This is a genomic window from Pseudomonas marincola (assembly GCF_900116605.1).
Taxonomy (GTDB): Bacteria; Pseudomonadota; Gammaproteobacteria; order Pseudomonadales; family Pseudomonadaceae; genus Aquipseudomonas; species Aquipseudomonas marincola.
The window spans coordinates 196,854-220,711 of the sequence record NZ_FPBC01000003.1; the positions used below are offsets into that span (position 1 = coordinate 196,854).

Genomic DNA, 23,858 nt, shown 5'->3' on the forward strand with positions numbered 1-23,858 from the left:
CGGCACATCCTGTGCCGCGGGCATCATTGCGTAATACGCAAAATTTAACGTTCGTGAACGTAAGTCCCCGGTGCAGCTTCAGCGGCGGGGTGTTTCTTATTGCCCAGTGACGTCGGAGCTTTGTTCAATTTGCCTGAGCGCTCGGCAAGCCAGGCCTGCCAGTGTAGCCACCACGAGTCGGTGTGTTTGGTTGCGCCGTCCTGCCAGTCTTTCGGATCTTTAGGCATTTCGGAGTTGGTCATGTAGCGCGACTTGGGGTTGCCAGGCGGATTCAAAATACTTTGAATGTGGCCGCTGTTGGACAACACGAATTCACACTTGCCGCCGAATAACAGGGCCGATTTGTAACATGAAGTCCAAGGCGTAATGTGGTCTGTGGTGCCTGCCACGCAAAAGAAATCACAAGTGACTTGCTTGAGGTCGATTGGCGTTCCGCAGACTTCGAGCGCATTGGCCCGCGTGAGCGGGTTGGTCTGGAACATGTCGATGAACTCACCGTGCAATGCAGCAGGCAGGCGGGTGGTGTCATTGTTCCAGTAAAGAATATCGAAAACCGGTGGCTCGTTGCCCAGCAGGTAATTGTTGACCCAGTAATTCCAGATCAGGTCATTAGGCCGCATCCAGGCAAATACCTTGGCCAGATCGCTGCCTTCCAGCACACCAGCCTGATACGAGCGGCGCTTGGCGGCTTCCAGGGTGAACTCATCGGCAAACAGTGCCACCTGCGTATCAAGATGAGTGTCGAGCACGCTGACCAGCAAGGTCAGGGCATGAACCTTGGGGTCATTCAGGGCTGCGTAATGGCCTAGCAAGGATGCGGTCGTCAGGCCGCCAGAGCAGGCACCGAGCATGTTGATGTCTTTGCTGCCGGTAATCGAGGTGATGACGTCGATGGCTTCTTTGAGAGCTTCGATATAGGTTGAAAGCCCCCATTCGCGCTGAGCCTTGGTCGGGTTGCGCCAGCTCACGACAAAGGTTTGAACGTGGTTGCGCAACAGGAAGCGCGACAGGCTTTTCTCGGGCGTCAGGTCGAATACGTAGTATTTGTTGATTTGCGGTGGCACCACCAGCAAAGGGCGTTCGTGTACTTGTTCGGTCACCGGGTTGTACTGAATCAGTTCAAGCTGATCGTTACGGAACACCACAGCGCCAGGCGTGGTTGCCAGGTTTTGGCCGACCTCGAATGCATCCTTATTGACCTGGCTTGGCAGACCGCCGTTATTCACCAGATCTTTGGCGAGATGGGAAAGGCCGTCGAGCAGGCTCTTGCCGCCGGTTTCAAAAAAGCGTTTTACCGCTGCGGGGTTGGCCATGGTGTTGCTCGGCGCCATGGCTTCGGTCATCAGGTTGATAACAAAGTGGCCGCGGCTGACGTCTTGCGGGGCCAGTGCGCTTTCTTCGATCCAGTCATGCAGCTCTTTGCGCCACGCCAGATAAGTTTGCAGATAGCGACGGTAAAGCGGGTTTTGGCTCCAGGCCGGATCAGCAAAACGGCGATCGCCATCTTCAGGCGTCAGCTCGGAGCGCCCGAGCATTACGTTCTTTAATTCAATGCCGAAATGGGCAACATGCTTGGCGCTGTGAAAGGGTTGCCGAAGTGCTTGTGAAAGCACCATGCGAGCGGATGTCAGCAGGTCTTTGCCGCGAATTCCAACTACCGGGTTGAGGCCCAGTGTGTTGTCTGAAGCTTGGCGCTTCAAGTCGTCGTTATTTTTATCTGTCATCGTTGACGCTCCACTGTCCTGGGTTTAAACCCACTTAATACCAGGTGGATCACTGCAGTGCCGGGCAGCTGCCGAACCTTTACCGCTGGGTAACCTGGGATAGATAAACAAAATTGTCTGTACAGCGCACATTTGTATGCAGGGAACTTACCAACCTCATTGGTTACCCGAGTTTTTCTAATAGCGCAAGCCAAGACAGCGCTTTTATAGCGCTGAAGTATGCGTGCAAGAATTAGAAAATGCGCTCTAACTGTGCGTGGCCGTCATGGTAATCACAATGTGCGCAATTGTGGGCCAGCATCATGAGCTAAGTCGCCGCAGAGGCCGACCGAGAGTACGGTTCAGGACATCAGACGTACGATTGACTCACTGGGGTCGCGGGATTTACCGGCTGCGCGCAATTCGGCGAGGTAGTCGTCCCAAAGTTCGGTTTGGCGGGTTGCGAGTTGGTAGAGGTAATCCCAGCTGAACAGGCCGCTGTCGTGCCCATCATCGAAGCACAGTTTTAGGGCATAGTTGCCGGCAGGCTCGATGCGGCTTATGCCGACGTTCAGCTTGCCCGTTTGCAGGACTGGATTGCCGTGGCCTTGCACCTCGGCAGAAGGGGAATGCACGCGCAGAAACTCGGCGCTTAAGGTGTAGCTCTGGTCGCCATATTTGAGCGTCAACGTTCTGGATGCTTTGTGCAGTTCGATGGCGCTGGGGATTCGCATGGCGTGGCTCTCAACAGTATTCACAGGGCAACCGGGAGCTGCGAAAGTGCAGTTCCCGGCCTGTGTATGCAGCTTAGATTAAAGAATATAACGCGACAGGTCTTCGTCTTCGGACAACTCACCGAGATGCTCGTTGACGTAGTCGGCACCGATCTGGATCGGCTGCTCGCTGTGTTGTGCGGCCAGATCACCGGCGCTGAACGAGACTTCTTCCAAAAGGCGCTCAAGCAAGGTGTGCAGACGACGCGCACCAATGTTCTCGGTCTTCTCGTTAACCTGCCAGGCGATCTCGGCAAGGCGCTTGATACCGTCCTCGGCAAACTGAATTTTCAGCCCTTCGGTTTGCAGCAGCGCGCTGTATTGCTCGGTCAGGGATGCGTGCGGCTCGGTGAGAATACGTTCGAAGTCCTGCGGCGACAGGGCTTTGAGTTCCACCCGGATTGGCAGGCGACCTTGCAGTTCAGGCACCAGATCACTTGGCTTGCTCAGGTGGAACGCACCGGAGGCGATGAACAGGATGTGGTCAGTCTTGACCATGCCCAGTTTGGTATTCACCGTGCAGCCTTCGATCAGCGGCAGCAGGTCGCGCTGTACACCTTCACGCGATACATCGGCGCCGCCGGTGTTGCCACGCTTGGCGACCTTGTCGATTTCATCGATAAAGACGATACCGTTCTGCTCGACAGCTTCCAGCGCACGCGCTTTGAGCTCTTCCTCATTAACCAGGCGCGCGGCTTCTTCGTCGCGAACCAGTTTCAGTGCTTCGCCAACCTTGAGTTTGCGGCTCTTGGTCTTGCCTTTGCCCATGTTGGAGAACAGGTTCTGCAACTGGCTGGTCATCTCTTCCATGCCGGGCGGCGTCATGATTTCGATGCCGGCCGGGCTCTCGGAGACTTCAATTTCGATCTCTTTGTCGTCCAGTTGGCCTTCGCGCAAACGCTTGCGGAACAGCTGACGGGTGTTCGAGTCGTTGCTCTGCGCCTGCTCTTCGCTGAAGCTGCGTGCAGGTGGCAGCAAGGCATCGAGAATGCGCTCTTCGGCGGCATCTTCGGCGCGATGACGAACCTTGATGATCTCCTGCTCGCGAAGCATTTTTACCGAGGCATCGGCGAGGTCGCGGATGATCGATTCGACATCGCGGCCGACATAGCCGACCTCGGTGAACTTAGTCGCCTCGACCTTGATGAACGGCGCGTTAGCCAGTTTGGCCAGACGTCGGGCGATTTCGGTCTTGCCGACACCGGTTGGGCCGATCATCAGAATATTTTTCGGTGTGACCTCTGCACGCAAATCCAGCGGCAGCTGCATGCGCCGCCAGCGATTGCGCAGGGCAATGGCCACTGCACGCTTGGCGTCATCCTGGCCAATGATGTGGCGGTTGAGTTCGTGAACGATTTCGCGGGGTGTCATCGACATAACTGGGGCTCCGGGCTGGACGAGGTTTACACCTCCGAGTCCAGCTCCTCGATTGTCAGGTTTTGGTTGGTGAACACACAGATTGAACCGGCAATGTTTAAGGCGCTCTCCGCGATCTCGCGGGCGGACATTTGCTCGGTATGTTGCAGCATGGCCAAGGCTGCGGCTTGGGCGAAACCACCGCCGGAGCCCATTGCAATCAGGCCGTGTTCAGGGTCTACAACATCACCGTTGCCGGTGATGATCAGCGATGCATCCTTGTTGGCCACAGCCAGCATGGCCTCGAGACGGCTTAGCGAGCGATCGGTTCGCCAGTCTTTTGCCAGCTCAACAGCGGCGCGAACCAGGTGGCCCTGATGCTTTTCAAGTTTCCCTTCAAAGCGCTCAAACAGGGTAAAGGCATCCGCCGTGGCGCCTGCAAAGCCTGCGAGTACTTGGCCGTGATAAAGACGGCGGACTTTCTTTGCGTTGCCTTTCATAACGGTATTGCCAAGAGATACCTGGCCGTCGCCGCCCATGACGACTTTGCCGTTGCGGCGAACTGAAACGATGGTGGTCAAGGGAGAGTCTCCACGCAGCGGGGCGAAAATGCCCAATAGGAACCAAATGGGGGGCCATAAGGCAATTTTCAACGGCTGAGCAAGGATTCTTCACCAAAGCTGTTGTTAAGTGCCTTGGTGACTGGGTTGCGCGGGGGGATTTTGCGGGGATTTTTTGGGTAGAAACAGAGGGTTTAATGGCCAACACCTGAGTGATGGCCATTAAATTGAACGCTTAGTTGCCTTGGCGTTGTTGCAGCAGCAAGTTGTTGAAGCCATTTTTGGACAGCGTGGCTTGTGACTTGTTGAGGTCTTCGCGAGTGGCGAACGGGCCAACCAGTACGCGATACCAAGTCTCGTCACGGACTTTGCCGGATTCAACATTCACATTCTGACCAAGCATGATGATTTGCGCGCGCACGCTGTCGGCATCGTCCTTGCGGCGGAACGAGCCCGCTTGCAGGAAATACTTGGTGGTCACCGGAGCTTTGGCGATAACGGGTGGAGGCGGCGGCACTTCACCTGCCAACGCGGCTTCAGCGCGTGCGGCGTCGATCTTGGCGGCTTCCTCCGGGGTTACCGGCTTTTGCTCAGGCGTTGGCGGCGTCTTTTCCACAGCCTCAGGCGGCACGATGACTTCAGAGCCTGGCAACAGGGTGTAGAAGTCATACTTCGGCTTTTCCGGGCCTGGATCAGGCTTGGTTTCCTTGGCTTTATTCTGGCTGTGTTGAGCCTTTTGCTCGGCGGCGCGCTTTATCGCATCGTCACCGGGCTTGAGATTCATCAGCAGCATCACGAAAACCCCGATGGCCAAACCGCACGCCAGCCAGATCCAGCCCGGCATTGGTTTTTTCGCAGGCGCCCGGTTGCGGCTCGCGCCACGCTTGGGTGCTGGTTTTTTACGTGCAGCCACTTACATACGCTCCAGAGTTTCCAGGCCCAGCAGTTCAAGGCCCTGCTTCAACGTGCGACCGGTCAGTGCCGCGAGGCGCAGACGGCTTTGCTGGGTAGCAGGGTCTTCGGCTGCGATAATTGGGCAGTGTTCGTAGAAGCTCGAGAACAGCCCGGCCAGATCGTAGAGGTAAGCACACAGCAAGTGCGGCGTACCTTTGTCGGCAACGCTGTTGAGGACTTCACCGAACTGCGCCAGCTTACCCGCCAGTTCGATTTCATGTGCGGCCTCAAGCTGCAATTTGCCGTCCACCTCGTCGAAGCTTTTCCCCAGTTTGCGGAAAATGCTGGCGACGCGCGTGTAGGCGTACAGCAGATAAGGTGCGGTGTTGCCCTCAAAGCTGAGCATCAGCTCGAAGTTGAAGCTGTAATCGCTGGTGCGGTGCTTGGACAGGTCGGCGTATTTCACTGCGCCAATGCCCACCGCGCTGGCGATTTCGCGCAGTTGTTCTTCTGCCAGATCCGGGTTCTTGCCCTTGACCAGATTGTAGGCGCGCTCTTCGGCCTCATCGAGCAGGTCGATGAGTTTCACTGTGCCGCCATCGCGGGTTTTGAACGGACGGCCATCAGCGCCGTTCATGGTGCCGAAGCCCATGTGTTCAAGCTGCATGTCTTCTGCAACAAAGCCTGCGCGGCGAGCCACTTCAAAGGCCATCTGGAAATGCAGGGCCTGACGCTGGTCGACAAAGTACAGGGCGCGATCAGCTTTCAGGGTGTTGCTGCGATAGCGCATGGCGGCAAGGTCGGTGGTCGCGTACAGGTAACCGCCGCCAGCTTTCTGCACGATTACCGGCAGCGGATTGCCGTCCGCGTTCTTGAACTCGTCGAGGAACACGCACTTGGCGCCGTCGCTTTCACTCAGCAGGCCTTTGGCTTGCAGGTCGCTGACCACATTTGCCAGATCGTCGTTATAGGCGCTTTCACCTTTGACGTCTGCCGGGGTCAATTTGACGTTGAGACGGTCGTAGGCCTTCTGGCAATGCGACAGCGAAATCTCGTTGAAGCGGTGCCACAAGCGCATGCACTCAGGCTTGTTCGCCTGAAGCTCCACCACCAGTGCGCGAGCACGATCGGCAAACTCAGGTGATTCGTCAAAACGTTTCTTGGCGGCGCGATAGAAACCTTCCAAGTCCGCCAGTTCGCTCTCAGCGGCCGCAGGATTCTCTTCCATGAAGGCCAGCAGCATACCGAACTGCGTGCCCCAGTCGCCTACGTGGTTCTGGCGGATGACTTCGTCGCCCAGGAACTCAAGGACACGGCCAACCGCGTCGCCGATGATGGTCGAGCGCAGGTGGCCGACGTGCATTTCTTTGGCGAGGTTGGGTGACGAGAGGTCAATCACCACGCGCTGGGCCGGGCCGGCTTTACGCACGCCAAGCTGAGCGTCTTCAAGCAAAGCGTCAACGCGCCCGGCCAGAGCTTCGATGTTCTGATAAAAATTGAGGAAACCCGGGCCTGCGATTTCGACCTTGCTGATTTGCGGGTCGGCCGGCAATGCAGCAATCAGCTTCTCCGCCAGATCGCGCGGCTTCATGCCCGCAGGCTTGGCCAACATCATGGCGATGTTGCTGGCGAAGTCGCCGTGGGTTTTGTCCTTGGTATTCTCGACCTGAATGGTCGGGCTCAGACCCTCAGGCAACACGCCTTCGGCGGTCAGGCGAGTCAGGGCTTGCTGGATCAGGTTGCGAATGCTGTCTTTCATGGTCTGCTCAGTCGGCCGTGGCGTGTTGAAAACTCTGCATTATCGGCGGCTTGGGCCTGCGGCTTCAAGCTTCAACCTATCAATGGCAGGTAAACAGGCAATTATCGGGTATTTTTGCGTGTTTGGCGTAGAGAAAAGCGGCGCGGCTCAAAACAGGTCAATCGGGTCGACATCCAGCGACCAGCGCACTGCACGGCCGCTGGGCATCTGTTCCATTGCGGCGAGCCATGTATGTAAAAAGCGGTGCAAGGGCGCACGTGCGGCAGATTGAATCAGCAACTGCGCCCGATAACGTCCCGCGCGGCGCTCCATTGGGGCAGGCACTGGCCCCAGTAATTCGATGCCCTCAAGTTGCAATTCGCCAAGGAGCATTTCGGCTTCAGCGCAAGCTTCGTCGAGAAACCCTTCGGCCTGGCCCGGTTTGTGGGCTTCTGCACGCAGCAGTGCCAGGTGACAGAACGGCGGCAAGCCGGCGTCGCGGCGCTCGCTCAGGGCCTGTTCGGCAAAGGCGAAGTAGCCTTGCTCGGTAAGCTGGACCAGCAGCGGATGATCGGCCAGATGGCTCTGGATAATCACCTTGCCAGCCTCTTCGGCTCGCCCGGCGCGGCCGGCAACTTGAACGATGAGTTGCGCCATGCGTTCGCTGGCGCGGAAGTCAGCAGAGAAGAGGCCGCCGTCGGCATCAAGAATGGCCACCAGCGTAACGCGTGGGAAGTGGTGCCCTTTGGCCAGCATCTGAGTGCCGACCAGAATACAAGGCTCTCCACGCTCAATGGTGGTCAGCAGGTTGTTCATGGCGTCCTTGCGCGAGGTGCTGTCGCGGTCGACGCGCAGTACCGGTACATCCGGAAACAGCGTGGCCAGCCGTTCTTCCGCCCGCTCAGTGCCAGCACCCACCGGGCGCAAGTCCACGCGCTGGCATTTGGGGCAGTTGCGCGGCTGGCGCTCGGCATGGCCGCAGTGGTGGCAGCGCAGTTCGTTGGAGCGCTGGTGCACCGTCATGCGGGCGTCGCAGCGCGGACATTCCGACAGCCAGCCACAATCGTGGCACAACAGAGTCGGAGCAAAGCCGCGCCGGTTGAGGAACACCAGTACCTGTTGGCCGGCAGCCAGCGTTTGGCTAATCGCTTGCTGCATGGGGCCCGAGATACCGGAGTCCAGCGGCAGGCTTTTTACATCCAGGCGCAGGAAGCGCGGAGGCAATGCTCCTCCAGCACGCTTGTTGAGCTTGAGCAGCTGATAACGCCCGCTGGTGGCGTTGTGCAAAGTCTCCAGTGACGGCGTGGCCGAGCCGAGCACAATCGGCACGTTTTCCTGATGCGCGCGAACCAGCGCCAGATCCCTGGCGTGATAGCGCAAGCCTTCCTGCTGTTTATAGGAGGCGTCATGTTCTTCGTCGATGATGATCAAACCCGGATTTTTCATCGGGGTGAACAGTGCCGAGCGGGTGCCGATAATGATGTCGGCATCGCCGTCGCGGGCTGCGAGCCACGCATCAAGCCGGTCGCGGTCATTCACTGCGGAGTGCAGCAGGGCGATTCTGGCGTTGAAGCGGCGCTCGAAGCGCGCGAGTGTTTGCGGGCCGAGGTTGATTTCCGGGATGAGTACCAGCGCTTGCTTGCCCGCCTGCAGTGTCTGATGAATGAGTTGCAGGTAAACCTCGGTTTTACCGCTGCCCGTCACACCTGCCAGCAGATACGCGCCATAACTGCCAAAACCCTCTTGCACAGCTGCCGAGGCGGTGAGTTGCTCCTCGTTGAGCGGCAGCTCGGGCTGCGCCAGCCAATTAATGTGGCGGGCACTTGGCGCATGCTGGCGGGTTTCAACCACCACCAGACCTTTGTCTTTGAGTTGTTCGAGGCTGTCTTTACTCAGTTGCAGTTGGCTGAGTAGCGAATGGGCAACCCCGTGCGGATGCTGGGCGATGGTTTTCAGCGCCTGGCGCTGGCGCGGTGCGCGATTAAGGCGCGGGTCTTCAAGGTCGGCGCCCGGCGCGATTGACCAGAAGCGCTCCTGGCGCGCAATCGCGGGCTCGCCCTGGCGCAGTAGCGTCGGCAATGCCCAACTGAAAGTGTCGCCAATACTGTGCTGGTAGTATTGCGCGGTCCACATGCACAGCCGGAAAAAGGCCGGCGGCATAGGCGCTGTTTCATCCAGCACCTCAAGGGCTGGCTTGAGCTTATCGGCAGGCACATCGCTGTGTGCGCTGACCTCGATCAAAACGCCAATCATTTCGCGGCGGCCAAAGGGTACACGCACGCGCATGCCTGACTGCAGGGTATCGACAGACACGCCAGCAGGCGCCAGATAATCGAACAGGCGGCGTAGCGGCGAGGGCAGGGCGAGGCGCAGAATGGCGTTGGACACGCGGTGACTCCGCAAACAAAGGTCAGGATATTAGCATGGCTGCAGGCGACGGCTGGCAGTCACGTGATCTTGCATCAGCGCTTGAGTCTGTTATCATCCGCGGCCTATTTCTGTGCGGTATCTGACATAGGGTCAGGTGGCGGCACATATATTGAGGTATACCCCATGAAAGCTGATATCCATCCAGAATACGTCGCTATCGAAGCTACTTGCAGCTGCGGTAACGTGATCGAAACTCGTTCGACTCTGGCTAAGCCATTGAGCCTGGACGTTTGCTCTGAGTGCCACCCGTTCTACACCGGTAAGCAGAAAGTCCTCGACGCTGGCGGCCGTATCGACCGCTTCAAGCAGCGTTTCGGTGTGTTCGGCGCTACCAAGTAAGCAGCCAAACAGCCAGGAGCGACCTTATGGTCTGCTTCTTGTGTGTGAAAAAAGCGTCCCTTGTGGGCGCTTTTTTTATGCCTGCGTTTTTTGCAGCGCAGGTGCAGGCGCAAATACAGCCTCAGGCGTTTTGTTCGGCCAGCGAGCAACTGACTTACGTTTCGGTCAAGCGGGTGGTCGATGGCGATACCTTGCGCCTGGTTGATGGTCGCAGTGTTCGCCTGATCGGCATCAACACCCCTGAGCTTGGCCACAAAGGCCAAACCGCTGAGCCATTCGCCGTCGCAGCGCAGCGCCGTCTTCAGGATCTTCTGGATGCCAGTGATGGACGAGTCGGCCTGCAATATGGTGCGCAGCGTCACGACCGCTACGGACGCACGCTGGCCCATGTGTTTGACGGCGCCGGGCGCAATATCGAGGCGCAGTTGCTCGCAAGCGGCCTCGGTTACCAGATAGCTATTGCGCCCAATCTGGCGCTGCTGGATTGTCAGCTGGCCGCCCAGCAGTTCGCCCGTGAGCAGGGCGCGGGTGTTTGGCGCCAGCCGGTGCTGCAGGCTCCCGAAGAGTTGACTCGTGGTGGCTTCAGGCAAATCAAGGCGCGGGTGCGCAAGGTGCAGGTTAATGCGCAAGGTGCCTGGCTTGAGTTAGGGGCTGCGGTGATTCGCATTGATGAGCAGGCGCTGAAATCGTTCAAGCGCGAGTCGCTGGAAGATTATGTCGGGCGGGAGGTCATTGCGCGCGGTTGGGTGGTCGACAGAGCTTCGCGCGGTCGAAATACGGTCGGGCGAGCGCGTTGGATGCTGATTCTGACCCATCCGACCATGATCGAAACGCTGCCATCAGTTAAAACCACTTTGTAATAGAAAAAAGGCCCGTTGGCACTGGTGCGCATTTCCTTAGCTAGGTAATAATCGAGGGGTCCTAATCACCGGGCAAGGATAGCCGGGTAAGCCTTGGTATGCCGACTGACTGATCAGTCTTGTAAAAGTGTATACAACTTGCGTATCCTCGGCCGCCTGCCTGTTCAACAGCCTAAAGCGGAAATTCCAATATGTCTGATCTAAAAACCGCCGCTCTCGAGTACCACGCTCAGCCCCGCCCGGGTAAGTTGAGTGTAGAGCTGACCAAGCCGACTGCCACGGCACGTGACCTTTCGTTGGCTTACAGCCCAGGCGTTGCTGCTCCTGTGCGTGAGATTGCGCGTGATCCCGAGCTGGCTTACCAATACACCGGTAAGGGCAATCTGGTCGCTGTAATTTCCGACGGTACTGCCATTCTCGGTCTGGGTAACCTCGGCCCACTCGCTTCCAAGCCCGTAATGGAAGGTAAAGGCGTTCTGTTCAAGCGCTTCGCCGGTATTGACGTATTCGATATCGAAGTGGATTCGGAAAGCCCGCAGGCATTCATCGACACGGTAAAACGTATTTCGATCACCTTCGGCGGCATCAACCTCGAAGACATCAAGGCGCCTGAGTGCTTTGAGATCGAGCGTGCGCTGATCGAACAGTGCGACATTCCGGTTTTCCACGATGACCAGCACGGTACTGCGATCGTAACCGCTGCCGGTATGCTCAATGCATTGGAAATCGCTGGCAAAACCATCGAGCAAGCGAAGATCGTGTGCCTGGGTGCAGGCGCTGCGGCAATCTCGTGCATGAAGTTGTTGGTCAGCATGGGCGCCAAGGTCGAGAACATCTACATGATCGACCGTAAAGGTGTGATTCATGCGGGCCGTGACGACCTCAATCAGTACAAGGCTGTGTTCGCCACCGAAACGCCGAAGCGCACATTGTCGGACGCGCTGGATGGTGCTGACGTATTCGTCGGTCTGTCGGGTCCTGATCTGCTCAGCCCTGAAGACCTGCTGCGCATGGGCCCTTCGCCTATCGTGTTTGCATGCTCGAACCCAGATCCGGAAATCAAGCCAGAGCTGGCGCATGCCACCCGTGATGACGTGATCATGGCAACCGGTCGTTCCGATTACCCGAACCAGGTCAATAATGTTCTCGGCTTCCCGTTCATCTTCCGTGGTGCGTTGGACGTTCGCGCAACACGCATCAACGAAGAGATGAAAATCGCGGCGGCCAACGCGCTGCGTGAACTGGCCAAGCTGCCAGTGCCTAAGGAAGTCTGTGAGGCTTACGGCGGCATCGAGTTGTCATTCGGCCGTGAATACATCATTCCGAAGCCGATGGATGCACGTCTGATTACGCTGATCTCCGACGCAGTCGCCAAAGCTGCCATCGAGAGCGGCGTGGCCACACTGCCGTATCCGAAGCACTACCCGCTGCAGTCTGTGGACGATGTGTTCAAAGGCTGAAAGTGAGTTGATGCGAGTGACCAAATAGTTACTGGTCACTCAACAAAAAGCCCCCTGACGGTTCGCCTTCAGGGGGCTTTTTGCATCTTGCGCAGATGTTTTCTGCGGCAGGTCGAGCGGCGTTTCGGTGTTACTTGATGTCCAACTGGATCACGGCCGTAGCGGTAAATTCGCCGGGCGTTGGCAGGGTCGCTGAAGGATTGCTTGGGTGGGCTTTGAGGTGCAGGGTGGAGGTTTTCATATCACTGTCGACCACAACTTCACCGGCCTTCTGGTTCGGTGGCAGAACCGTGCCGTCTTCATCGGTGATGATGACCGAAAGATCGGTGCGCCCTTGTACTTTAATTCCCTGGCCCGGCGCGTCCTGATCGGCGTTCAACTGCAGTGAAAGGATCTCTGAGCTGAAGTCACAATCAAAAGCCAAGTCTACGGGCTTGGGTGTGAAGTTGTTCGGTGGGTTGGGGTAGGTAACGCCGTTAAACTGCGAGGATTGCAAGGTTCCGAAGGGCACAGTCAATACCGAGCCCGCACGCAGCGCGCAATTTGCCGGCACTTCCACGTCAATTCTCAAGTTCACGACAGCGGAGACCGGGTCACTGGTATTGATATAGTTTGGCCGCCGGTAGTGCCAGACCCGAGCTACCGTGCCATTGAAAGCCAGGGTGCCGACTACGCGCTTTTCAAGCTTGACCGATACCTTGCCCCTGGTAGCTGTGGCGGCAGAGCCTGAGGTATTGCAATCCGCCGAAACATTGTTGGTAACGCCGGTGAAAGGCACGCTGTGGTACCTGTTCTCGATGCTGCCGCCACTTGAATTGAAGACAAAAATCTCAACTGCCGTGGAGAACGACGGATTAACCTTCAACCATTTAAGGTTGTCGGCTGCGTAATAAGAGAATGGCGATTGCGAGCTGAAATAATGCAGAACGCTTGCGTTGGTGTTGCTACAGGTACAGGTAAAGTTGCGTCTGCCGCTGCTGTTCTGCTGGGCACGATCGATCACAATATTGCCGGCTTCGTTCTCAGAAGAGTTGAAGGCGTCAGTCACGTTGTACTGTATCTGCGAGGCGCCATTGTCCGGAACGCAGAGGCGGTCTGATGCGGCGTAAGCAGTACTGCTGAAGAGCAAACTAAACAGGCCATAAAACACTGGGCTGATAAACGCAGACTTTGCAGGGCTGTACAATTCCATTTTTTTCATCATGTCCTCAGTGACTATTCAGCCTTGATTAGTGTTGTTCTAAGCCCACCACGATCACTGAGGTAGCTAATGTTTATCTCGTCTGCGTGGTTGCTTACGTTGTCTATCTCAACCGTACTGAATGGTTTGAGCAGTCCCATCTCATCGTTGTGATACACCTTTTTGCCAATCTCGAATTGGGTTAGCGCAAAGTAGTAAGGCGTTGGGTTTTTGAGCTCAAGCCCCGTGCTGGTGTACTTGGCCACAAGCTGATTTTCTGCTCCGCGCCTTCCCTCACTAATTGACTCAGGCCGGACGAACACCTTGATCTTGTAGCGCAGGGCAATCTGCATCAGGCTCTCGCTCTTAGCGGCCTCGGCTTTCGGCGGTATTTCCTGCACATACAGGTAATACAGTTGTTCTTGTTTGCTCTCTTTGGCGAAGCTCACCAATCTCAGGGGCTGTTTGCTATCTTCTGCAATCATCGAAAAAGACGGGCTGACCTGAACATTGCGCCCTGGCTCATTACCTTCAGGGTCTGTCACCCAGGCCTGCATCGCGTAGGGCGCTTGGGTGTCGTTGCCAATATCGAATGCGCTGGAACTGCCTGCCACGACAATGACCCGGGTGCGATCAATGAATAACCCGGCGTGCGCTAATTGGCTCATGAGCAGTGTCATGCTCATAGCGATGATGCTGAGTGTTCTGAACATCATCAGGCCCGGCCTGCCGCAGAACTGATCAAGTTAGGCATGTCGATCATTTGACTAAGATCAGCGATTTTCTGACGTCGCCAAAGTCACTCAGATACATGATGTCTATCGACGAGGTCTTTTGCTTTATCTGTGGCAATATCGTGGTCTGGAATGGCGCAAAGACAGCTGTTTCCGGGGTTTTAATGCCTTTCTTGTTGACCATGATTTGCGGAATCGAGAAATAGTAAGGCGTGGTGTTGACCAGCTTCAGGCCCTCACGGGTTTGTGTCGCGGTAACCTTGGCTTCGGCGTTTTTACGGTCGCCTGCGATTTGAGCGGGACGAATCAACACCTTGATCCGGGTACGGATGGCCATGGACAGTTTGTTTTTGTCCGCCGCGCTATCGCTGGGAGGTAACTCCTGCACGTTCAGGTAATACAGTTGTTCGCGGTCTGAGGGCGGGGAGAACGTCATCAGGCGCAATACAACTTTGCCGCCAGGCGCAACTTTTTGAATTTGCGGACTGACCACAACCAAGCTGCCGGCGTCGTTGCCGTCTTCATTCTCAAGCCACGCCTGCAGGCCGTACCAAAGCTCGCTGTTATTTGTAACTTGCACTGAGCTTGAAGAGCCTTCCGGCACGATTACCCGCGTACGATTAAGCGAAAAGGCTGCATTGGCCATTGTCGAGCACAACAGCGTCATGACGCATGCGCAGAGGCTTAACCTTTTTGCGATGTAGCTTTTGCGCTGGGTGCAGTTGGCTTGCCGTTGAGTTGACATTGCAGTGTTCCTAAATCGATATAGTCTTCATCAAGTTGCGACTTGATAGCTGTTGGATCCACGGCATAGTTGCAGCCGCCTACCGCTTTCAGTGTGGAAGGCCCGAGTTCAGAGCCATCGCCAAGCTTCACGCGGATAAACAGGCGCCCGTTGTTGCCGGTAAAGTATTGCTCGCCGCTGTCGCTCTGGATTTCGGTACCGAAGCCGAGTAACTCGCCGTTCTGGTCTTTGAGCACGGCGTTGAAGTACTTGACCGCCTTGGTCTTGAACTGCACCAGAGTCACTGCGCCGGAGCGTGGCCGTACATTGACCACGGTGTCATCTGCGACCACGTTGTTGCTCAGCGATGACACATTCAAACGAACTTCTTGCGGATCGTACTGATCGTTCAGCGGTATCAGCGCGTAACCGTTATCCTGAGTTTCGGTGCCGTTTACGCTGGCGTTTTCGACGCCATCCACTTGGGCAACGGCGAAGGTTTTCGATTGGCGGCTTGTAGCAAGGACTGCGCCCTGGGCGAACATTACGCTGCCGCTGACCGAGGCGCTGGCGGAACGGTTATCCGGGCTGGTGCTGCCGTACAGTTGGCCGCTAATGCGATCGCCGGAATGATTGACGCCGCCTGATATGGTTTCGCCATTGCCGGAGCTGTCGTGGGTTACGCCGACGTTGTAGCTGTTGTCGCCTGAGTAGCCATTCAAGCCGACCTCCGTTGTTTCACTGTTGCCAGAGTCGTTGTCCAGATTGGTATATCGGCTGTAAACACTCGAGGAATAATCATTGCCGATCGGGATGTCCAAACTTAGGGTCAGGCTGTTGTCGGCTTCACCGGTTTCCTCGTCATAAGAACGTGAGAGTGAAAGGGTATAGCTAAGCCAGCGTGTATAACCGCCATAACTGAACGAGTAGGTACTTTGTGACGGGTTCTCGCCCCAGTACTGTTCCTTCAGATAATTAAGTGAAAGCTGGTTGTCCATGAGCGGGTCGCGCCCGGTAATACTGGCGGTATAGCGGCTGCGCAAGGAGCCGAGAAAATTATTCTCGCTGTACTTGTCATCCATCGCGTCATTGAATTCAAAGTAGTCTTCAGTGGCGTAGCGATAGCCCGCAATTTGAATATCAATGCCATTGTTGAGGTACTTCGAGTAATTGATGTTGTAGCTCTGGCCGACATCGGTTTCGCCGTCATGCCGGTAGCGTGAGTTGCTCATCGCAACGCCGACAGCGCCCAGATTTTGCATCGGAAAGGCAGCGCCGAACGTTACGTTCTGGTAACTCTCAGCGATGATGCTGTTGATCGACGGTGTGACGAGGTCGGTACCGAAGGAGTATTCACCGCTGACAAAATTGTCGCCGTAGTCATGGTCGCTGAAACGGTAGCGGCCGGCGCTCACTTCGTAGTCAATACTGCCCGGTGTGAGCAGGCCCGGAAGCACTGAGTTATCATAATAAAAAGTGCGTTCCTGGCCGTTGGCCTCTTTCACTACTACGCGCAGCGTCTGGTTGGACAAGCCCACCACTTCGTCGAGCACAAAATTACCGGCGGCTACGGCCTTGGTGAAGAGCAGGCGCGAATCCTGATACACCTCAACGGTTGCGTTGGTGGCGGCGAAACCCTGAATGTTTGGGGTGTACATCTGGTCGCGGAGGCTGGTCAGGTCTGTCACATAACCGATCTGCGCGCCTGCAAAGCTGAAGTTTTCACCGTAGCGGGTATTGGTGTAGGTCTCGCCTACAGTGACTTCACTTTTAAGCTTGGGAAAGAGTCGGGTGACACTGATGTTGTCTATTTCGAGGCTTTCATCAGTCAAGTCTGTACTGGACGCATCCAGATTGAATATGTTGTCCCGAAAGTTCGAGCGCAAGTGGCCATTAAACGGCATGGATTCGTCGGACTCATTAGTGTCGTCGTTCTTGAAGTAGTTGCCGCCCAGGTTGTAGTCGAAAGTCGTGCTGTTGATCGAGGGTGACAGTTCCATGCCCGCATAACGATCAACTCCCCGGCCCATGAGTTCATCGCTGTACCAGAGTTCAAGCGTTCCGTTTTCCGGGTTTTCGGTAAAGCTGTAATCGTGCGAGCTTGGGTCCAGGCTCGCAGCAGTTCTGAGTTCACGCGCTGCTTTTGCATTGAGGCTAGGCGCTATTTTTTGTAGAAATGACTCATCAAAAACCAGGCGACCTGCTTTGCGGGTGAAGTAGTAATTACCCTGCGTGCGACCATTCAAGCTGACCGTATAAATGACTTTATCGTTGATGCCTTTATTAAGTGCATCGTCAACAGTGTTTTGATTGAACTTGCCTTGAATGAAGTCTGTGTTGAAAATGCTAGCGGCCAGTACTCCGTCACTTATGAATAGCAGTCCAAATAGACTTATTTTTAGGTAGGAATACATAAAACCTCAAGCATGCACTTAGAGCAGGTTTGTTGAGTTATTTTTTTAATGAAATATACGGCGCAGAACTGCGCCGTATAAAAGCACGGTTTACTTAGTTGTAAGCAACGGTGTAGTTGACTGAGCCACCAATGATGCCGCCCTCGATGAATTCGCTGAGCGCATAAGGACGAGCCTTGAACTTGATCGCACCAGTTGCTGCATCAACGTTAGGGTCGCTAGCCAGAGTCAGGGCTGAACCTGGCTGGTTAACGATGGATGAATCGTCTTCCATGGTGAAGGTAACACCCACTTTGGTGGTTGCTGTTTCAGGCGAGGTTACAACGTCAGTGTTAGAGCTGGCTGTTGTAGCGGTGTCAATTTTGATAAAGGCTGTGGTCAGGCCCGATGGGTCCACGTCACAGGTTGCCACGTCTGGCTGCAGCTGGATTTTGACTGCGTTCCCGAAGCCGCCTACCGCCGACACGTCGGTAATTGTCCATACGCCGAGGTCAACAACGCCGCCTGGCTGTACAACGCCACTCACGACAACGTTCATGTCGCATGAGGCTGCTGCGATAGCGCCGGTGAATTTGATTTGGCCAGTGTTATTCGGCGTGGTCACAGCGTGGGCAGCGCCCATGGTGGTCATTGCTGCTATTACAGCGCCGGTCAGGATTGCTTTTTTCATAAAAACCTCAAGTAAATAATTAACAAGTTTCAACGTGTTAGGCGTCTACTTCTAATGCGCTTAGGCTATTAACGCTCAAGGCAACATTAACAGTGAGGTTTAAATTGATAATTAGGCCGATTCCGTGGCGCTTGTAGTATGCGTGGGGTTTGGAGTGAGAATTTTCCTGCGACCGCTAAAAGCAGAACTTAAGTGGTGGTTCGGCTTTGCATTTATAAAACTTATGCGAGAAATATTGTTTTTATAATGTTTCATATATTTGCAAATAAATTGCAACCTGCAAATTGCTGGTCTGAATGGGTTGCAGGTTTTCTGGCTGTCGCTTTGAGGTTTTGTTTCAGGCGCGTTGAGCCAGTCCAGAGCGCTCAGGATAAAAAGCGCGCACTTGAACTGATGCGCAACCGTGGGGAGTCGTTGAGGAGCAAAGATTTTAGGTGAGGGTAGGGGCGCTAAGTGCCGTTGATTCTGTGCAATGTTGATGCTGCCGCCATGAGCATTGCACTCATGGCGGCGGCATTGGCTTCAGAACAAGTCGATTGGTGCGGATTCATCTGCCGGCAACGGGCTGCCCGGGATCCCGAGATTCGGGTCAAGCTCGCCCATGGTAGGCGGTGTGTCTTCACTCTTGAACAGTTCAAAGTAGGCGCCAGGCGTACCCGGCGCTGCTGCGCGCCCGCTTACCGGGTCTACACGCAGGGTAAGAATGCCGCTTGGCTCGGGAAGTACATGGCTTGGTTTGTCTTTTAGTGCCGCGCCCATGAAGCTCATCCAGATCGGCAATGACACTGTACCGCCGTATTCGCGGCGACCGAGGGTTTCAGGCTGATCAAAGCCAGACCAGACAGTGGTGACATAGTCGGCGTTGTAGCCTGAGAACCAGCTGTCTTTCGACTCGTTGGTAGTGCCGGTCTTGCCTGCCAAGTCATCACGACCCAGCGCCAGAGCGCGACGGCCGGTGCCGCGTTTGATTACGTCCTGCAGCAGGCTGGTCATGATGTAGGCGGTGCGCTCATCAATAATCTGCTCTGCAATCGCGGGTTCTTCGACAGGCAATTCGTCGTCTGCCTCTGGCTGCGAGTCTGTCGAGCTGGAAATCGTCTGGATGCTCGGCGCCGCGATTGCATTGGCGATATCGGCAGACTTGAGCTCGTCCGGATCAAGGCTGGAGTCAGCCTTCTGTTCAGCGGTTGGCACACGAGGCGGATTGGCAATGAATACGGCCTTGCCGGTGCGGTCTTCGATGCGCTGGATCAGGTATGGCTCAGTTTTATAGCCGCCGTTGGCGAATACCGACCAGCCGCCAGCGATCTGCATCGGGGTCAGGTCAGCCGTGCCGAGTGCCAGTGAAAGGTTGCGCGGCAAATCTTCGAGTGGCAGACCAAAGCGGCTTGCGTAGTCGCGGGCATACTGCACGCCAATGGCCTGGAGCAAGCGAATCGAGACGAGGTTGCGTGACTTATAAAGTGCTTCACGCATGCGTATGGGGCCAAGGAATGTGTTGTTGTCATTCTTTGGGCGCCACGGTTGATCGCTGCCGGTATCGGTAAACACAATCGGCGCGTCATTGATCAGCGTGGCGGCGGTGTAGCCCTTGTCCAGTGCGGCGCTGTAAATGAATGGCTTGAAGCTCGAGCCTGGCTGGCGCTTGGCCTGGATTGCACGGTTGTAGTTGCTTTGCTCAAACGAGAAGCCGCCAACCAGTGCCTGAATTGCGCCGGTATTTGGGGCCAGGGACACCAGTGCACTTTGTGCCAGAGGCAATTGTACAAAGTTAAGGCTGCCATCTTCCTTGCGCTCGACGCGGATCAGGTCGCCGACTTTGGCGACGTCGGCAGGTTTTTGCGGGTTGCGGCCCATGCTGTTGGTATTAATGAAAGGGCGCGCCCATTTCATGCTGTCCCATGCGACCGCTTCCTCTTTGCCTTCGCGCGTCAGTACCATCAGACCGCTGGGTACAACCTGAGTGACGATGGCGGGCTCAAGGCCGCCGAGAACGGTTTGCTTGGCAAGCTCTGATTGCCAGCCTTGCAGGTCGAGATTTGCGAACTGTTTTTCCGGGCCGCGGTAGCCATGACGCTGGTCATAGGCGATCAGGCCTTCGTGAACGGCCTTGTTGGCAATCAGTTGCAAGTCACTGGGAATGGTGGTGGTGACATTGAAGCCTTCGGTGTAGGCATCGCTGCCATAACGGCCAACCATTTCAGCCCGTGCCATTTCAGCTACGTAAGGCGCGTTCAGCTCAGGTGACTGCACATGGTAAGTGGCGTCGATCGGCTCGGCGACTGCTTCGTCGTAGCGCGCCTGATCAATTTTACCCAGGTGCAGCATGCGGCCCAGAATCCAGTTGCGGCGTTCTTTGGCGCGAGTCGGGTTTACCAGTGGGTTGAAGCGTGAAGGTGCTTTCGGCAGGCCGGCAATCATGGCCATTTGGGCGAGGGTCAGGTCCTTCATGGACTTGCCGTAATAAACCTGCGCCGCTGCCTCGATCCCGTAGGAGCGCTGGCCCAGATAAATTTTATTGACGTAAAGCTCTAGAATCTCATCTTTACTCAGTTCACGTTCTATCTGTAAAGCCAGCAAAATCTCGTTGATTTTCCTGGAGAAGCTACGCTCACTGGTAAGGAAGTAGTTTTTCGCGACCTGCATGGTGATGGTCGAGCCACCAGTCTGGATTTGACCACTTTTCAAAATTTGCGTGGCAGCGCGCATCAAGCTGCTGGGGTCGACGCCATAATGGTGCTCAAAGTTATCGTCTTCTGCCGATAACAAGGCATTGATGAAGTCAGTCGGGATTTCAGCGAAGGTGATAGGCGAACGACGCATCTCGCCAAACTCGGCAATCAGCTTGCCGTCGCTGCTGAAAATCCGCAGAGGAATTTGCAGTTGAATGCTGCGTAGCGAGTCAACTGAAGGAAGGCTCGGGCTTAGATAGAGGAACGCACCGCTCAAACTGAGTACCAGTCCACAGGAAATGGCAACGCATGACCAGCAAAAGAATTTCAGCAAGCGCATCAAAATGTTTAGATTTCCAGATAAAAGAATGAGTTAAGAAATAGATTGGGGCGTAACGAAAAACTGATCACATTATAAGGGTTTTTTTTGCCGAGGAGCTATTTGCTCTTATGTCAAGACTGTTATTTAATGTGGAAAAACATAATTACTCCGTAAGTAGCGGATGCCAATAGGAAAACGGTCGTGCTAGGGCTCTTCAATAAGAAAGCGAATACGCTTCTGGGGATTGATATCAGCTCAACCTCAGTCAAGCTCCTCGAATTGAGTCGCTCAGGAAGCCGCTACAAAGTAGAGGCTTATGCTGTAGAGCCGCTCCCACCAAATGCTGTGGTTGAGAAAAACATCGCCGAGCTCGAGGGGGTCGGTCAGGCCATATCCAGAGTATTGGTAAAAGCAAAAACCAATCTAAAGACTGCTGCGGTTGCAGTCGCTGGGTCTGCAGTTATTACCAAGACTATCGAGATGGAAGCCGGTCTGACCGATGACGATCTTGAGAACCAGTTAAAGATTGAAGCCGATCAGTACATTCCCTATCCGCTCGAAGAAGTCTCGATTGATTTCGAAGTGCAGGGCGTCTCGCCGCGAAATGCTGAGCGAGTTGAAGTTCTGCTGGCGGCTTGTCGTAAAGAGAACGTCGAAGTTCGTGAGGCTGCACTGGCGCTTGCCGGCTTGACCGCCAAGGTCGTCGACGTGGAAGCGTACGCGCTGGAGCGCTCGTTCGATCTGTTGGCGCAGCAATTGGGCAGTGGCGACAACGATCAAACGGTCGCAATCGTTGATATCGGCGCGACCATGACCACGCTCAGCGTTCTGCATAAAGGCCGCACGATCTATACCCGTGAGCAGCTCTTTGGCGGCAAGCAGCTGACTGAAGAAATTCAGCGTCGCTATGGCTTGTCCGTTGAGGAAGCTGGACGCGCCAAGAAGCAGGGCGGTCTTCCGGATGACTATGACAGCGAGGTTTTGCAGCCGTTCAAAGAGGCGGTTGTGCAACAAGTCTCGCGTTCGTTGCAGTTCTTCTTTGCTGCCGGACAATTCAACGATGTCGATTACATCTTGCTGGCGGGTGGCACCTCGTCCATTCCTGATCTTGATCGCTTGATTCAGCAGCGCCTTGGCACTCAAACCCAGGTGGCGAATCCATTCGCCGACATGGCGTTGAGCAGCAAGGTCAATGCGGGCGCTCTGGCCAGTGATGCTCCGGCATTGATGATTGCCTGTGGTCTGGCAATGAGGAGTTTCGATTAATGGCGCGGATTAACCTTCTACCTTGGCGCGAGCAGCTCCGAGAAGAGCGCAAGCAGCGGTTCCTGGTTACGTTAGCCGGTGTATTTGCTGTTGCCGCAGGCGCGGTATTTTTGGGCGGGCAATTTCTGGACAGTGCAATCGAGCGACAAAATGCGCGTAACGATTTTGTCCGTAAGGAAATCGCCGTCCTGGATACCCGGATCAAAGAAATCAGCGAGCTTAAAAAGCGTCGCCAACAACTGCTGGAACGGATGAAGATCATTCAGGACCTGCAGGGCAACCGCCCGATTATCGGTCGTGTGTTCGATCAGCTGGTCAGAACCCTGCCTGATGGCGTGTATTTCACTGGCGTCAAAATGACCGGCAAGAACATTGCGGTCGTCGGCGCTGCAGAGTCGAACAACCGCATTTCCAACTTGATGCGCAACATGGATGCATCGGATTGGCTGACCGCACCCAACCTCACCGAGGTTAAAGCGGCAGGCCCGAATCCGCAGGCTGAAGTATCGCCAGAGCTGGATCAGGCCAACGTATTCCAGTTGACCGTGCAACAGACCCAGCCAGCCCTTGCCGGCGAGGAGGCGAAGCCATGAACCTGAATGATTCGCTCGACAGCCTACGCAAGATAGATGTCAACGATCTTGACCTGAATAACCTCGGCTCATGGCCTGGCCCGGTCAAGTTTATTGCCAGCCTGCTGCTTGCCATTGTGGTGCTGGGTTTGGGTTACAACTTTCACCTGAAAGACATGCAGGCTGATCTGGAACGGCGCCAGATGGAAGAAGAGACGCTTAAGCAGCAGTTCTCTGCCAAGGCGTTCCAAGCTGCCAACCTTGAGGCCTACAAGGCTCAGATGGCCGAGATGGAAACATCGTTTGGTGCCCTGCTGCGGCAGTTGCCAAGTGATACCGAAGTCCCGGGCTTGCTTGAAGACATCACCCGCACCGGTCTGGGAAGTGGTCTTGAGTTTGAAGAAATCAAGCTCCTGCCAGAGGTAGCCCAACAGTTTTACATCGAGCTGCCGATTCAGATTCGTGTCGTCGGTTCTTATCACGACCTGGCCACGTTCGTCAGTGGTGTGGCCAGCTTGCCGCGAATCGTGACGCTGCATGACTTTGATGTGGTGCCGGCCGAGAAAACCGGTACCAGCAAATTGCGCATGTCTATTTTGGCGAAGACCTACCGTTATAACGATAAGGGGCTTGAGAAATGAAGTACTCAAAGCTCGTGATGCTAGTGGCGTTTGTGGGGCTTAGTGGTTGCGGTTCGAGCAGTGATTTCTCCGACCTGCAATCGTATATGGATGAGGTGCGCGCCAAGCCGAAGGGCACAATTGAGCCGCTGCCGATCTTCCAGCCTTATGAAAGTTTTACCTATAAAGCTGCAGGCCTGAGAAGCCCGTTCCAGCCGCCGGTGAAAATCGAGCTGGTCAATCGGGCGAAAGGATCGAAGCTGATCAAACCTGATGAAACGCGGGTTAAGCAGTTTCTGGAAGGCTTCAATATTGAAGTGTTTGAAATGGTCGGCACGCTCTCGAACAGCCGGGGAATGTTCGCGTTGGTCAGCGGCGCTGGCGGTGTGCACCGGGTGCGTGTCGGGGATTACCTGGGACGTAACTACGGGCGAATTGTCGCGATTGATAACTCCAAAGTGGATGTGATTGAAATCGTTCCAGATGGTGAAGGTGGCTGGCTAGAACGACCGCGTAGCCTCTCCCTAAAGGAGCGCTCTTAAATGAGCGGAGTGAAGATGAAAAAAAATAA

At 55.4% G+C, this 23,858-nt stretch carries 20 protein-coding genes; 7 read left to right on the forward strand and 13 right to left on the reverse strand.

Annotated elements, in window-relative coordinates; all coding sequences use genetic code 11:
- Positions 1-44: 44 nt before the first annotated feature.
- The 7 genes from phaC to BM395_RS07265 form a co-directional block, all read right to left on the reverse strand.
- A complete protein-coding gene (gene phaC, locus BM395_RS07235; RefSeq protein ID WP_090510150.1) occupies positions 45-1,724 on the reverse strand; it encodes a class II poly(R)-hydroxyalkanoic acid synthase in 1,680 nt (559 codons plus the stop codon).
- A gap of 341 nt (positions 1,725-2,065) precedes the next feature.
- Positions 2,066-2,437, reverse strand: coding sequence for a gamma-butyrobetaine hydroxylase family protein (locus BM395_RS07240; protein ID WP_069898389.1), 372 nt, complete (start codon positions 2,435-2,437; stop codon positions 2,066-2,068).
- A 78-nt stretch (positions 2,438-2,515) separates the two neighbouring features.
- Entirely contained in the window at positions 2,516-3,853 is a 1,338-nt protein-coding gene (gene hslU, locus BM395_RS07245; RefSeq protein ID WP_069898388.1) for an ATP-dependent protease ATPase subunit HslU, read from the reverse strand.
- Between the two features lie 26 nt (positions 3,854-3,879).
- Positions 3,880-4,413 carry an ATP-dependent protease subunit HslV gene (gene hslV, locus BM395_RS07250; RefSeq protein ID WP_069898387.1) on the reverse strand — a complete coding sequence of 178 codons (534 nt, stop codon included), beginning with the start codon at positions 4,411-4,413 and terminating at the stop codon, positions 3,880-3,882.
- Positions 4,414-4,627: 214 nt separating this feature from the next.
- Entirely contained in the window at positions 4,628-5,305 is a 678-nt protein-coding gene (locus BM395_RS07255) for an SPOR domain-containing protein (protein WP_069898386.1), read from the reverse strand.
- On the reverse strand, positions 5,306-7,045 hold the full coding sequence (argS, locus tag BM395_RS07260) for an arginine--tRNA ligase (RefSeq protein WP_090510151.1): 1,740 nt from the start codon (positions 7,043-7,045) through the stop codon (positions 5,306-5,308).
- 147 nt (positions 7,046-7,192) lie between these two features.
- Entirely contained in the window at positions 7,193-9,412 is a 2,220-nt protein-coding gene (locus tag BM395_RS07265; RefSeq protein ID WP_090510155.1) for a primosomal protein N', read from the reverse strand.
- Positions 9,413-9,577: 165 nt separating this feature from the next.
- Here BM395_RS07265 and rpmE point away from each other — a divergent pair, with 165 nt between their 5' ends.
- The 3 genes from rpmE to BM395_RS07280 all read left to right on the forward strand — a co-directional run bounded on the left by rpmE (position 9,578) and on the right by BM395_RS07280 (position 12,113).
- Positions 9,578-9,793 (forward strand): 50S ribosomal protein L31, encoded by a 216-nt coding sequence (gene rpmE, locus BM395_RS07270; protein WP_069898383.1) that lies wholly within the window; start codon positions 9,578-9,580, stop codon positions 9,791-9,793.
- A 77-nt stretch (positions 9,794-9,870) separates the two neighbouring features.
- Positions 9,871-10,653: a thermonuclease family protein gene (locus BM395_RS07275; RefSeq protein ID WP_244528943.1), complete on the forward strand. Its 783-nt coding sequence runs from the start codon at positions 9,871-9,873 to the stop codon at positions 10,651-10,653.
- A gap of 191 nt (positions 10,654-10,844) precedes the next feature.
- The gene (locus BM395_RS07280; protein WP_069898381.1) at positions 10,845-12,113 is read left to right on the forward strand and encodes a malic enzyme-like NAD(P)-binding protein; all 1,269 of its coding nucleotides are present in this window, start codon (positions 10,845-10,847) and stop codon (positions 12,111-12,113) included.
- A gap of 130 nt (positions 12,114-12,243) precedes the next feature.
- Here the strand turns inward: BM395_RS07280 and BM395_RS07285 are convergent, their stop codons facing one another.
- The 6 genes from BM395_RS07285 to BM395_RS07310 all read right to left on the reverse strand — a co-directional run bounded on the left by BM395_RS07285 (position 12,244) and on the right by BM395_RS07310 (position 20,850).
- Positions 12,244-13,317, reverse strand: coding sequence for a fimbrial protein (locus tag BM395_RS07285; RefSeq protein ID WP_090510161.1), 1,074 nt, complete (start codon positions 13,315-13,317; stop codon positions 12,244-12,246).
- Between the two features lie 11 nt (positions 13,318-13,328).
- Positions 13,329-13,961, reverse strand: coding sequence for a fimbrial biogenesis chaperone (locus BM395_RS07290; RefSeq protein ID WP_170860560.1), 633 nt, complete (start codon positions 13,959-13,961; stop codon positions 13,329-13,331).
- Between the two features lie 91 nt (positions 13,962-14,052).
- Positions 14,053-14,673, reverse strand: coding sequence for a fimbrial biogenesis chaperone (locus tag BM395_RS07295; protein ID WP_170860561.1), 621 nt, complete (start codon positions 14,671-14,673; stop codon positions 14,053-14,055).
- A 38-nt stretch (positions 14,674-14,711) separates the two neighbouring features.
- Positions 14,712-17,165, reverse strand: a complete 2,454-nt coding sequence (locus tag BM395_RS07300) for a fimbria/pilus outer membrane usher protein (protein WP_090510170.1) — start codon at positions 17,163-17,165, stop codon at positions 14,712-14,714.
- 94 nt (positions 17,166-17,259) lie between these two features.
- The gene (locus BM395_RS07305) at positions 17,260-17,835 is read right to left on the reverse strand and encodes a fimbrial protein (RefSeq protein WP_069898376.1); all 576 of its coding nucleotides are present in this window, start codon (positions 17,833-17,835) and stop codon (positions 17,260-17,262) included.
- Between the two features lie 522 nt (positions 17,836-18,357).
- Positions 18,358-20,850, reverse strand: a complete 2,493-nt coding sequence (locus BM395_RS07310; protein ID WP_090510174.1) for a penicillin-binding protein 1A — start codon at positions 20,848-20,850, stop codon at positions 18,358-18,360.
- A 180-nt stretch (positions 20,851-21,030) separates the two neighbouring features.
- On the opposite strand from BM395_RS07310, the gene BM395_RS07315 reads away from it, so the two are divergent.
- From BM395_RS07315 to pilP, 4 genes are read left to right on the forward strand one after another with little or no spacing between them, the layout of a single operon-like run.
- Complete coding sequence (locus tag BM395_RS07315) at positions 21,031-22,095, forward strand: pilus assembly protein PilM (RefSeq protein ID WP_069898373.1); 1,065 nt, start codon at positions 21,031-21,033, stop codon at positions 22,093-22,095.
- Positions 22,095-22,688, forward strand: coding sequence for a PilN domain-containing protein (locus BM395_RS07320; RefSeq protein ID WP_069898372.1), 594 nt, complete (start codon positions 22,095-22,097; stop codon positions 22,686-22,688). Before BM395_RS07315 ends, BM395_RS07320 begins: the two co-directional genes overlap by 1 nt.
- Positions 22,685-23,308, forward strand: a complete 624-nt coding sequence (gene pilO / locus BM395_RS07325) for a type 4a pilus biogenesis protein PilO (RefSeq protein WP_069898371.1) — start codon at positions 22,685-22,687, stop codon at positions 23,306-23,308. The genes BM395_RS07320 and pilO overlap by 4 nt, the downstream gene beginning before the upstream one ends.
- Positions 23,305-23,829 (forward strand): type 4a pilus biogenesis lipoprotein PilP, encoded by a 525-nt coding sequence (gene pilP / locus BM395_RS07330; protein ID WP_069898370.1) that lies wholly within the window; start codon positions 23,305-23,307, stop codon positions 23,827-23,829. The genes pilO and pilP overlap by 4 nt, the downstream gene beginning before the upstream one ends.
- The last annotated feature ends 29 nt before the right edge of the window (positions 23,830-23,858 follow it).